The sequence below is a fragment of the Tepidibacillus infernus genome (assembly GCF_048898065.1).
GTDB lineage: Bacteria > Bacillota > Bacilli > Tepidibacillales > Tepidibacillaceae > Tepidibacillus_B > Tepidibacillus_B infernus.
Window position 1 is genome coordinate 1 of sequence record NZ_JBLWFI010000005.1, and the last position, 11,397, is coordinate 11,397.

An 11,397-nucleotide genomic window follows, 5' to 3' on the forward strand; every position below is an offset into this window, starting at 1 on the left:
GTTACGTCGGTTTGACGAACGATCTAGCACATAAATAAAAGCATGATTCCTGTCACTCCAGTATTTAAATGTATATATTTACCAAATGGACAGAATCACCTTTTCTTTAGGTTTTGTCCTTTTGGCTATAATTCACAAAAATATATTTACTGAAAATTTCGACTATATTTATGCAACGCTAGTGACAATTATTATTTTATGTAATTTGTCTTGGCCAAATCTTAGGCAAAAAATAGAGATTATTAGTTTCGACAACCAATAACCTCTATATAGTCAATCAATTTTAATATTTTGATCATAAAAAGAACTACTATTTCATTTCTTATAGGAAGATAAATCTTAATACGAATAATGCTCCTAAAACATACATGATTGGATGAACTTCTTTGGCTTTACCAGCAAATACTTTCACTAATGGATAAACGACAAATCCAAGGCTAATTCCAGTTGCGATACTAAAAGTTAAAGGCATCATTAACATAGTAAAGAAAGCAGGAACAGCTTCATCAAGTCCTTTCCAGTCAATTTCTTTCAAGCTAGACACCATTAATATTCCCACGATAATTAACGCAGGAGATGTAATTGCTGCAACACTTGCAACAGCTTGAATCAATGGATAAAAGAAAAGTGCAACTAAGAACATGATTGATGTAAAAATTGCGGTTAAACCAGTACGACCACCAGCTGCAACACCTGCTGATGACTCAATGTATGAGGTTACAGTAGATGTACCAAACATTGCACCTACCATAGTAGCAATCGAGTCAGCTGTGAGTGCACGGCTTGCTTTAGGTAATTTATTATCTTTCATGAGTCCTGCTTGATTGGCCACGCCAACTAATGTCCCTGCAGTATCAAAGAAATCTACAAACAAGAAGGAAAAGATAATCGTTAATAATCCCATGTTTAAAGCACCTTTAAAATCAAGATGCATAAAAGTAGGTTCAATACTAGGTGGTGCAGCAAAAACACCTGTAGGAGTTTGAACGATACCAAATACCCAACCAGCAATAGCGGTTAAAATCATACCATAAAAAATTCCGCCTTTTACTTTTTTAACTAAGAAAAATAAGGTAACGATGATTCCAAAAAAAGTAAGTAATATATCCGGTCTACCAAGCTCTGTAGAAAGTTTTACAAATGTTCCTTCCGGATCTGCAGCAATGATACCCGCATTCTTTAATCCAATAAAAGCGATGAACAACCCAATACCAGCGGATACAGCGTGTTTTAAACCAGATGGGATTGCATTGATAATGGCTTCTCTAATTTTTGTAAGAGTTAAAATAAAGAAAATAGCACCTGAAATAAAGACGGCTGCTAAAGCAGTTTGCCATGGTACTTTCATCCCTAATACAACCGTAAATGTAAAATATGCATTTAAACCCATTCCAGGAGCTAAAGCGATTGGGTAGTTAGCTAATAGTCCCATTAATAAGCTACCAATTGCAGCTGATACAGCAGTAGCAACAAACACAGCTCCCATATCCATTCCACCTAATTGTCCAAGGAAAAATGGATTAACAATTAAAATATAAGCCATTGTTAGAAAGGTAGTGATTCCAGCTAATAACTCTGTACGAACCGTGGTATTTCTTTCACTTAAACCAAAAAAACGATCGATGCCAGAGACTAGCTCTGAATTATTTTTTTGGGATAGTTTTGCTGTTTGTTCCATCAATTTCTCCTCCTCATTTACTATTTGTTTAAAAATGAAAAAACCTAGATAGAAGATCTCTACCTAGGCATAGAAGGGTCTAAACAGTTCAAATCTTAAGCGCAATAAAAATTATAAGATTTGTAACAGGTCTGATCCCTTCGTAGTCAAGCAATTTACGGTCGCTCGGTAGAGACATCTGAGCCTTATTCTCAGACATATACGAAGAACAGATATGATTGAATTATATGTTGTTCTTTCAATAGTAAGTGTACCAAGAGCTTGTTTGATTGTCAAGATAAAAAACGAACATTTTTTTATAAACAGTATAAATTGTTCGTGAAATAACTCAATTATTCCCATTCGATCGTTGAAGGTGGTTTTGAGGTGATATCTAAAACAATACGATTGACTCCATCTACTTCATTAACGATTCGATTAGATATTTTCTCTAGAACTTCAAAAGGGATTCTTGCCCAATCAGCAGTCATCCCATCGATGGAGGTGACAGCACGTATACCTACGGTGTAGGCGTAGGTTCTTACATCCCCCATCACACCAACACTTTTTATATCAGGTAATACAGTGAAATACTGCCATATTTCACGATCTAAATGAGCTGCTTTTATTTCATCCCGCAAGATTTGGTCTGAATCCCGCACAATCTGCAGCTTTTCCTCAGTTACTTCCCCTAATACTCGAATCGCTAAACCAGGCCCTGGGAAGGGTTGGCGCCACACAATTTCATCAGGTATTCCTAATTCGGTTCCAACTTTTCTAACCTCATCTTTGAATAATGTATTTAATGGCTCAATTAATTCAAAACGAATGTCTTCAGGCAATCCACCTACATTATGATGGGACTTAATCGTTTGCGCAGTTTTTGTCCCACTTTCAATGATATCAGTATATAGAGTCCCTTGGGCTAAGAAATCAAATTCTCCCAGTTTGTTTGACTCTTCTTCAAATACTCGAATGAATTCATTCCCAATGATTTTACGTTTTTGTTCAGGGTCACTGATACCTTGTAACTTAGTAAGGAAACGATCTTTTGCATCGATTTTAATCACATTCATATTAAATTTCTCACCAAAGACTTCCATGACACTTTCTGCTTCCCCTTTCCGAAGCAGTCCATGATCTACAAACATACAAGTTAATTGATCTCCGATGGCTCGGTGAATAAGGACAGCTACGACAGAAGAATCTACCCCGCCACTTAAGGCACATAATACTTTTTTATCTCCAACAATTCCCCTAATTTCATGAAGTTTGTCTTCAATAAAGGTTTCCATTGACCAATTCTTTTCTACTTTACATACATCAAACAGAAAATTCTTTAACATATCCATTCCATAAAGCGAATGCTGTACTTCTGGATGAAATTGTACTGCATAATAGTGCTTTTCTGGATGACTCATTGCAGCAATAGGAGCATGTTCAGTACTTGCATCAACTTGGAATCCTTTTGGCGGCTCAATAACTAAATCTGAATGGCTCATCCAAACTTGTTGGGTTTTATCTAATTCCTTATATAACAAAGAATCTGTCTTAATTTGAATATTCGCTTTTCCATATTCACGAACATTAGCTCGTTCAACTTTCCCCTCTAATTGGTGGGTCATTAATTGCATTCCATAGCAAATTCCTAAAATCGGGATCCCTAGTTGATATATTTTGGGATCAACGATAGGTGCATTTTCTACATAGACACTTGCAGGTCCACCTGAGAAAATAATTCCTTTAGGGTTCATAGATTTAATTTGATCTGCTGGTGTATCAAAAGGAATTAGTTCGCTATACACCCCTAAATCTCTTACTCTTCGCGCAATCAGTTGATTATATTGGCCACCAAAGTCTAAAACAATAATCATATCATTTGGCTTTTCCATATAGGACCTCCATTAAATAAATAAATTATCTCTTAGCCTATACAAAAATAACTAGGATGGGTTGTCCATCCTAGCACTAGTCGTCTTATATTGTGCCTATTCTAACAAAATTAGAATAAAGGCGTCAAGCTTGAATTTTTGTTATTAATTTCCTCCAGATCGTCCGAATTGCCATACTCCTGCAATAGATGAACGACTATATCTAACCTGTTCAAATACCTCTGTGGCTTCTTCCCAATCTTTGCTATCCATTTCTTTAAATACATCAGATAAATACTCTCTTACGTTTTGTGACTCTTCTTTTCCCTTGCGAACTTGTGGTTCCACTTTCTAAACCTATTCGTAACAGATTCTAGTTCCCCTTCCAATAGGAATAAAAAACCGTTGAAGAATCAGCGGTTTTTATTGATTATAAGAATTTTGATTTCTTTTTTATCCACCTGCAAGCGGAATTAGCAATTGAATTCTATCATTTTCTTTTAATTTTTCTTGACCGGTGCTAATCTTACCGTTTAATACAACCAAAGCATCTTCATCCCATTTAATACCTAAGCATTCTAAAAAAGCTTTAACTGTGGTTTTCTCTACTACTCGATGTTCTCCATTTAATTGCTGTAAATAAGGAATATTTGAGGTAATCTTAACGACCATTCCCTTCGACTCCTATTAACTCTAACTCTTCTTGAGGCACATCGAATACTGTTTTGCTTGCTTCATTCATTTCTGTATAGAAGTACTCTGGTAATCGATCGTGAGCTTTGGTGAATCCTGCCCTTCTGTTGAATTGATGCTCAAGCTTTAATGTCTCTAAGGCTGTTTCTTTTAAGTATTCAGCTGTAACCTTCTGCCCGATATAAGCAGTAATTAAATCAGCAATAAGATCAAAGCGGCCTTGAATTGCTCCTCCACTGAAGTAGCACATTCCTAAGGAATCAAAGATTGTAACTGTTTCCTGGGCGTCCTTTGATGCTTTTACTTGACCTTCTGCAGAATGATGGTCAATTTGTGCCCTTATTGTTTGCCCTGCTGTATGGTCAGCACCCATTGGTGATGTTGCATATGTGACACCAAGTCCTTTGATTGCTCTTGGGTCATAGGCTGGCATTGATTGCCCTTTTACTGTTGGAACTCTGTATGCTCCGTACAATTTACCGACTATCTCTGCTCCCCCGCCAATGATTCTCCCTAAAGGACTTCCTGCTTTAATTTCTTTTACTGCGTTTATTGCTCCTTCTACGTCACCAAAGGATAGTACTCCCTGTGACATTAGTACGCCTATTGCTGCTCCTGTTTCGATGGTATCCACTCCGTATTCGTTACATAATCTGTTTAGTTCTGCTATTGCATCGAGTTCTCCTATACCAAGGTTTGATCCTAATAAACCGATATTCTCGTATTCTAGTGGTGATGTTACCAGTTTACCTGCTTTGTTTACATAGACGTTGGAACAGCGAATTATACAACCCGGCATACAGGCATGTGTCGGATTTCCTTCGCCGCCACGCTCTAGTATTGTTTCTCTTAGTTTTTCTCCTGTTATGTTTTCATAGAGTTCAAATGAACCTGTTGAGAAATTCCTTGTCGGCAGGGCTCCCAGGGCGTTTGTTGTTTTTACCAGTCCTGCTGTTCCAAGCTCTGGGAATACTTTTGCTGTTCCCGGTGTCTCCATTAACCATTTATGATAAGTCTTCATTGCTTCTCTGAATTTTTCTCTGTCCTTTGGTTTGTTCTTTTCAACTCCGGCATCATCTAATACTATTGCTTTTATCCCCTTTGAACCTGCAACTGCTCCAAGCCCTCCCCGGCCATTAAATCTGGTTGGTAAGCCTTCTTTATCCTGACCTGCTATGGCAGCAAGGTTCATTTTCTGTTCTCCTGCTACTCCAATTAACCAGACGGCAATATGTTTTCCGTATCTATCTCTCAACCAATCGGCTGCTTCACTTAATTCTTTGCCTAAAATGGGTGTTGCATCATCAAAGGTGATGCTCTCTTTAGAGATATGAATAATTTTAAAATCGTCACGAACTCCTTCAAAGATCAGACTACTGATTCCCAATCTTCCAAGTTTTAGACCGGAAATACCTCCTGCATTACTTTCTTTGATGCCTCCGGTTAGCGGGCTTTTGGCACCTATCGAATAGCGGTCTGCACTGGATGCTCCAGAACCTGTTAAAACTCCGTTAGCAAAGACTAATTTGTTAAATGATCCCAGCGGGTGACATGTAGGAGGGACTTCGTCATGTATTACTTTTGATGTTAAGGCTCTTCCTCCTAATCCGTTGTATTTTAAAGATTGGTCTTCGCTTACGGTTAAATCTTTCATATTAATACGTATTATTTTCACTCTTTTATCCCTCCCTAGATTTTTATGAAATTCTAAATATAAGATTATCATTTTTTTAGAAGAGATGTTATAATTTTCTGAAAAAATTTTATTATAACAGATTTAATTTCCCATTATAAGCTGCTGTATAAACCTTTCTTATATCATCAATTGTGAAAGGTTTTGGGCTTCTAGCTAGCAAACGCTTTTGTTTTAACGCATCCTGCGATAATTTTTCAATATACTCTTCTTTTATATCAAATTCCTGCAAATTAGTTGGTATTCCTACATCCTTAACAATATCATACAACGCTTTAACCGCAGCAATTGCAGCTTCACGGTTAGATAAACCTGCTCTATTTACTCCTAATGCATCTGCCATGAGCACCATTTTTTCTATGCATGATGGCCAGACAAAATCAAATACATAGGGTAATAGTACAGCATTAGAATCCCCATGGGATAGTTTAAATAGTCCGCCTAACGGATAAGCTAATGCATGGACACCTGATACTCCGGCATTATAAAAGCTTAAGCCTGCGATTAAGCTTCCCCAGGATAATTCATTGCGTGCTTTTACATTAGAGCCATGCCATACACCTGTACGGATATTTTGACTAATACGTCTAATAGCATCCAATGCTAAAGCATCTGTTAAAGGTGAAGCGTTAACAGAAATAAGAGCTTCTACAGCATGGGTTAAAGCATCAACTCCTGTAGCCGCTGTAATTCTAGGTGGAAGTGTGTATGTTAATTCTGGATCAACAATCGCGACATCAGCCAGCAAATAGTTATTTGTAATTACATCTTTTGAAGACTCTAAAGAAAATACAGCAATATCAGTTACTTCTGATCCAGTTCCCGATGTAGTTGGAATTAATATTTTTGGAAGACCTTTATTACTTAATTTTTTCGTTCCCGTTAAGTTTAGGTAATCTGCTACTGTACCTTCGTGTTTGCTTAAAACAGCTACAGCCTTGGTAATATCTAAAGAACTTCCTCCCCCAATTCCGATTACCATATCAGCATCACTATTTTTTAAAGCACTAACTGCTTGGTCTGCTATATGTACTGGAGGTTCTGGTATTATCTCACTGTACAAATCATAAGTAATGCCTGCACCTACTAATACATCTTCAACTTTTTTAACTATTCCAACCTGGATCACACCCGGGTCTGCAAAAATCATTACTTTCTTTGCATTAAATCTATTTATTTGTTCTGGAAGTTTGGCTAAGCTTCCGGCACCGGATATAATTGTTAAAGGAGAAACAAAATTATACATAAGAAACACTCCTACCTTTCGTTCTAATGGTTTCTACATACCCAAAAACGCTTTTTTAATATGTTCATCATTTAATAAATTTCATACAGAATGCAAACAACGTTATGGAGTTCCTAAGATTCACTATCTTCTTCAAAAAGAAGGCTATAAGGTAAGTTTAAAACGAGTACAGTGTTTGATGAAAAAGGCTGATATTCGTTCAATCACGAAGAAAAGATATCATCCTTACCCTAATATTCATACTTTTAAAGATGGTTGGTGTTAAATGTTCATTTTAAAGGATTTAAACAATCATTTAGTCAAAAAGGTTGCCCCTATGATAATGCCTGCATTGAATCCTTTCATTGAATTTTTCCAAGATATCGACCAATTCCAAAAACGTAGATACACGACAAGTTATCCACAAGTACCTATAGCCCTTATGTTACAATGGTTTGAGGCACTTATCGTGCTTACAGACTTTCGAATCCGAGCTTGAGCTTTAGTAGCAATTATCACTCATAAAAGTCAGGGGCAACTTTCATCGTTTTGAAGAATTCCATGTCGTGGGAAAACATAACTTTGGCATTATATTTCTCTGCGTACTTACGAACTTTTTCAATCGACTTAAAGAACTCAATGCTGTCATACACAATGCCTGACGCCTTGGCCGGAGGACCGTAATTCCGCCGGTCATACACAGCATCCTGGGGAAAAATGAGGGTTCCTTCCTTTTCCAAATGGACGATTAAGCCTAAAACGCCCGGTGTGTGGCCAGGTAAAGAAATAAGTTCCACGCCCGGAACCAGCTCAAAATCTTCATCAACAAGGTGATATTGTTTTACCGGAACTTCAAGATCTGCTTTAACATATGCCCCGTGGGTAGCAGGGTCTGGACTTAAGTGAACGAGAGTTTGACCATATATAAAATCCTGCCGGTGTACATAAACATCGGCATGCTTAAACAAATGCATATTACCTGCATGATCAAGGTGGAGATGGGAAACAACGATCGTTTTGATGTCTTCCGGTTTGGTTCCTGTTAGAGCAAGCTGGGAGACAAAGCTTTGCGATTCTTCATAATAGAAAGGAAATACGCTGGCCAGCCCGGCAGGCCAATATCCATTCATGGCATCAGGGTGACACCCTAAATCGTACAGTATTTTACCTTGGGGATGATCAATTAAAACGGCATAAACAGGTATCTTAATCCAATTAACCTGAGGAGTCTTATTACTTACAGAACCGAGTACTGACTGAGCAACCATCCAATTTTCGTCGCATTCCAACCACCCAGTATCAAGAACATAAACTTTCATCTTTTCTTCCTCCCATTCTTTATTGTGGAATCTCCGTTCTAATTCCAAAGAGAATATATCTGAATTACCCATGCATCTAACAACTTCAGATAGATAAAACAAGTGATTAAACAAAAAAAGTAGAATAATACTAATAACACAGAATATCCATGGTGTAACGCTTTATTTAATACTCGACATTTCAAGTATCGCCTCACAATCGATATGAAGGAATTTGTTACTTCTAGTTGTTTTGTCGGAGGCGATTTTTGTTAGGTTTTTAGCGGAATCATCAGGATTACCAAGTCTAGCTAAACTACTCCAGCCGGTAATAATTTTCTTAGCTGTTTGGAATGAATTTACTTCCGACATAACTAAAACCTCTCCCTTTAGTTCGCGCTACTCAGAATTACAATCTCCCTCCTTTCAACCATAATTGTATTTTTCTTGTATTTTCTTTATAGTATGAATTGCGCGAAAACTTAATCTGAGAGAATTCTTTTGCAAAAACCATGCCAATACGAAAGACATTATACCATCCCGGTTTTAGCACCCTGTTTTTCACTTATTAATGAACATACCGAATCATAATCAATTCACTTTTTATGGGTTTTGATTCATTCTTGATTCACTATCGAAATAATAGTGTAATTTTCTTACGAGCGTTGCTTGACTCATACCCAACGCTTTAGCTGCCTTCCTAGTGCTACCGAAACGCTTCATTGCTCTGTCGAGAAGAATTTTCTCAACGCGCTCTACCGCGTCCCTCAAAGGTATCTTTTCCAACGCGGGCAATGATATCTCCGCTAACTCCAACTGGCTAATTTGAACCGGAAGATGGTTCAGGCCAATTTCCGAATCATTCACTGTCACCACTAAACGTTCAATGATGTTTACAAGTTCACGAATATTTCCTGGCCAGCGGTATTGAACAAGCTTTTCTAACGCGTTCAATGAAATTTGTTTATGCATTTCATATTTTTTATTAAATTTTGTCAGGTAATGCTGAACCAATAAAGGAATATCTTCTTTGCGTTCTCTTAAAGATGGGATGGTTATCGGAACAACATTTAATCGATAAAATAAGTCCTCACGGAATTTTCCCTCTTTGACCATAGATTGAAGATCTCGGTTGGTTGCGGACAGTACCCTTACATCTACCTTAATCGGCTTCACGCCGCCAAGCCTGGTAAATTCGTGCTCTTCAAGTACTCTTAAAAGTTTCACTTGCAAATCCAAGGGTAGCTCCCCAATCTCATCCAGTAGAAGCGTTCCCTTATCTGCCAATTCAAACAATCCTGGTTTCCCCTCTTTTTTTGCACCCGTAAATGCACCTTCAACATAACCAAAGAGTTCTGATTCCAAAAGGTTTGGTGGAATAGCTCCACAATTAATTTTTATAAACGGTTCACCTTTACGCTTACTGTTGTTGTGAATAAATTTAGCCATAACTTCTTTACCTACTCCAGATTCTCCGAGAATCAAAACCGTTGTATCTACCGGAGCTATCCGTAAGGCCAGCTCAAACGTTTGTTTCATCGAGATACTATTTACAATAATGCCTTCCTCTTTTATTTGTTGACTACGTAATTGAGTTAACTCACAAAAATAATTGTCTTTTAACTTTTTGGTCTCTTCCAAATTAAGCTTAAGTTGTATAAGTTCCGTAACATCTCTGATATTATTTATTACTCTGACAATCTTTCCATCTTGACCAAAGACTGGTGTTCCGATGACAACAATGCTGATCCCACCTTTTATCTGCTGCATAATTGTCACCGGCTTACGTTTCTTAAGGACAAGTAAAGTGGCAGATTGGGAAAAATACCCTTCATTAACTAACTCTTGCATATGGCGCCCTAAAACTTCGTTACGTTTGATTCCGGTAATTCGTTCATACGCCTTGTTGACCTTGATTGTATAACCGGACCCGTCTGTAACATAAATGCCGTCAAGAGATAATTCAATAATCGTATCCAGTTCTTCAATTAAAGTTTTTAGAGTATCTAACTCATGAGACATTTGCCTGCAGTATGAAAGAACACTAACTCCTTTTTGTAAGTTATCCAACGCATATTCACGAAGACTCAATGCTCTGGGACCGTTTTTCCCGAGCAATATTACATAAGATTGACCTAGATCAAATAGGCTTTGCAGTTCATCAAAACTACTTGCTATAGCAAAAGAGGTTTCCATAGCTTCTTTAACAGTCGCTGTTGGTAGTAATCCCTGGCCTAGTGCCCGTACAATGTGGGACTGAGACAACACCCCACATAAAATGCCCCCCGGTCCTATCACTGGTAAGCAATCATGATTTCCCCGTTCCAACTGTCCTGCCGCTTCAATCAAAGTCATGGATGTCTGAAGCATAATACACCCCCATGGACAATAAGTGATTCATTTATGTATCACTCAATTCTATACTAGTAAAATAATCCCCTCCTTTTTATAACAAATTTTCAGAAAAATAAATCGTTTAACAAAAGTTATTATTTCTCAAATCGGAGCTTGGTCTTATAATTGGCATTGCGTACTATTGAGAGGAAATAAGAAAAACCGGGCGTATCCCGGTCCTTTTTATATATTTCAAACGGAATGAAATTGTAGCATGTGGAGTGAACTACCCGCCACCTACGCTTCGCTTAGAGGTGGGGGCTTCTAAGGTAATCGCACCTAACGGTACGAAATTTACTTAGCTATCGAGCCTGTTCCATGCTCTATTTATGATTATACTAACAGTCGCAATCCTTCACGCTTGATATTGATAGAAGCGTTCCAATCTCTATCTGCCACAAAACCACAATCACAATCGAATATGCGCTCAGAAAGAGATAGAGACTCCTTTACTTGACCGCAACATGAACAAGTTTTGGATGATGGAAACCACTTATCTATTTTAATAAGCTTTTTCCCCTGCTCCTCTAACTTGTATTGGAGAAAGGTGGTGAACATGCCCCAGC

At 37.8% G+C, this 11,397-nt stretch carries 11 protein-coding genes, 1 pseudogene and 1 riboswitch; of the genes and pseudogenes, 2 read left to right on the plus strand and 10 right to left on the minus strand.

Going from position 1 to position 11,397, the window contains the following annotated elements; genetic code table 11:
* Nucleotides 1-322: 322 nt before the first annotated feature.
* The 6 genes from TEPIDINF_RS14445 to TEPIDINF_RS14470 all read right to left on the minus strand — a co-directional run bounded on the left by TEPIDINF_RS14445 (nucleotide 323) and on the right by TEPIDINF_RS14470 (nucleotide 7,160).
* On the minus strand, nucleotides 323-1,624 hold the full coding sequence (locus TEPIDINF_RS14445) for an NCS2 family permease (protein WP_082732613.1): 1,302 nt from the start codon (nucleotides 1,622-1,624) through the stop codon (nucleotides 323-325).
* Nucleotides 1,625-1,801: 177 nt separating this feature from the next.
* A riboswitch (purine riboswitch) is annotated at nucleotides 1,802-1,903 on the minus strand.
* Nucleotides 1,904-2,010: 107 nt separating this feature from the next.
* Nucleotides 2,011-3,549 carry a glutamine-hydrolyzing GMP synthase gene (gene guaA, locus TEPIDINF_RS14450; RefSeq protein WP_421692380.1) on the minus strand — a complete coding sequence of 513 codons (1,539 nt, stop codon included), beginning with the start codon at nucleotides 3,547-3,549 and terminating at the stop codon, nucleotides 2,011-2,013.
* A 144-nt stretch (nucleotides 3,550-3,693) separates the two neighbouring features.
* Nucleotides 3,694-3,876, minus strand: coding sequence for a hypothetical protein (locus tag TEPIDINF_RS14455; protein WP_068727860.1), 183 nt, complete (start codon nucleotides 3,874-3,876; stop codon nucleotides 3,694-3,696).
* A gap of 105 nt (nucleotides 3,877-3,981) precedes the next feature.
* Nucleotides 3,982-4,200 carry a MoaD/ThiS family protein gene (locus TEPIDINF_RS14460; RefSeq protein WP_068727858.1) on the minus strand — a complete coding sequence of 73 codons (219 nt, stop codon included), beginning with the start codon at nucleotides 4,198-4,200 and terminating at the stop codon, nucleotides 3,982-3,984.
* Nucleotides 4,190-5,896 carry an aldehyde ferredoxin oxidoreductase C-terminal domain-containing protein gene (locus TEPIDINF_RS14465; protein ID WP_201024230.1) on the minus strand — a complete coding sequence of 569 codons (1,707 nt, stop codon included), beginning with the start codon at nucleotides 5,894-5,896 and terminating at the stop codon, nucleotides 4,190-4,192. Before TEPIDINF_RS14465 ends, TEPIDINF_RS14460 begins: the two co-directional genes overlap by 11 nt.
* 91 nt (nucleotides 5,897-5,987) lie before the next feature.
* Nucleotides 5,988-7,160, minus strand: a complete 1,173-nt coding sequence (locus TEPIDINF_RS14470) for an iron-containing alcohol dehydrogenase (RefSeq protein WP_068727854.1) — start codon at nucleotides 7,158-7,160, stop codon at nucleotides 5,988-5,990.
* A gap of 76 nt (nucleotides 7,161-7,236) precedes the next feature.
* Here TEPIDINF_RS14470 and TEPIDINF_RS14475 point away from each other — a divergent pair.
* Both TEPIDINF_RS14475 and TEPIDINF_RS14480 read left to right on the plus strand, forming a co-directional pair.
* Nucleotides 7,237-7,505, plus strand: a pseudogene (locus TEPIDINF_RS14475) (IS3 family transposase); the annotation flags it as partial.
* Nucleotides 7,426-7,638 (plus strand): hypothetical protein, encoded by a 213-nt coding sequence (locus TEPIDINF_RS14480; RefSeq protein WP_421692395.1) that lies wholly within the window; start codon nucleotides 7,426-7,428, stop codon nucleotides 7,636-7,638. The pseudogene TEPIDINF_RS14475 and the gene TEPIDINF_RS14480, both read left to right, overlap by 80 nt.
* 16 nt (nucleotides 7,639-7,654) lie before the next feature.
* Here TEPIDINF_RS14480 and TEPIDINF_RS14485 read toward each other — a convergent pair whose 3' ends face one another.
* The 4 genes from TEPIDINF_RS14485 to TEPIDINF_RS14500 all read right to left on the minus strand — a co-directional run.
* Nucleotides 7,655-8,458: an N-acyl homoserine lactonase family protein gene (locus tag TEPIDINF_RS14485; RefSeq protein WP_068727849.1), complete on the minus strand. Its 804-nt coding sequence runs from the start codon at nucleotides 8,456-8,458 to the stop codon at nucleotides 7,655-7,657.
* Nucleotides 8,459-8,620: 162 nt separating this feature from the next.
* Entirely contained in the window at nucleotides 8,621-8,809 is a 189-nt protein-coding gene (locus tag TEPIDINF_RS14490) for a hypothetical protein (protein WP_068727847.1), read from the minus strand.
* 231 nt (nucleotides 8,810-9,040) lie between these two features.
* Nucleotides 9,041-10,807, minus strand: coding sequence for a sigma 54-interacting transcriptional regulator (locus tag TEPIDINF_RS14495; protein ID WP_421692381.1), 1,767 nt, complete (start codon nucleotides 10,805-10,807; stop codon nucleotides 9,041-9,043).
* Nucleotides 10,808-11,164: 357 nt separating this feature from the next.
* The coding region (locus TEPIDINF_RS14500) for a zinc ribbon domain-containing protein (protein ID WP_421692382.1) at nucleotides 11,165-11,397 on the minus strand (233 nt) is incomplete at its 5' end.

What these genes read in the sequence shown, in the direction of transcription:
- guaA (WP_421692380.1), bottom strand. Translation starts at nt 3,549, where the DNA reads ATGGAAAAGCCAAATGATATGATTATTGTTTTAGACTTTGGTGGCCAA.
- TEPIDINF_RS14460 (WP_068727858.1), bottom strand. Translation starts at nt 4,200, where the DNA reads ATGGTCGTTAAGATTACCTCAAATATTCCTTATTTACAGCAATTAAAT.
- TEPIDINF_RS14470 (WP_068727854.1), bottom strand. Translation starts at nt 7,160, where the DNA reads ATGTATAATTTTGTTTCTCCTTTAACAATTATATCCGGTGCCGGAAGC.
- TEPIDINF_RS14480 (WP_421692395.1), top strand. Translation starts at nt 7,426, where the DNA reads ATGTTCATTTTAAAGGATTTAAACAATCATTTAGTCAAAAAGGTTGCC.
- TEPIDINF_RS14485 (WP_068727849.1), bottom strand. Translation starts at nt 8,458, where the DNA reads ATGAAAGTTTATGTTCTTGATACTGGGTGGTTGGAATGCGACGAAAAT.
- TEPIDINF_RS14490 (WP_068727847.1), bottom strand. Translation starts at nt 8,809, where the DNA reads ATGTCGGAAGTAAATTCATTCCAAACAGCTAAGAAAATTATTACCGGC.
- TEPIDINF_RS14495 (WP_421692381.1), bottom strand. Translation starts at nt 10,807, where the DNA reads ATGCTTCAGACATCCATGACTTTGATTGAAGCGGCAGGACAGTTGGAA.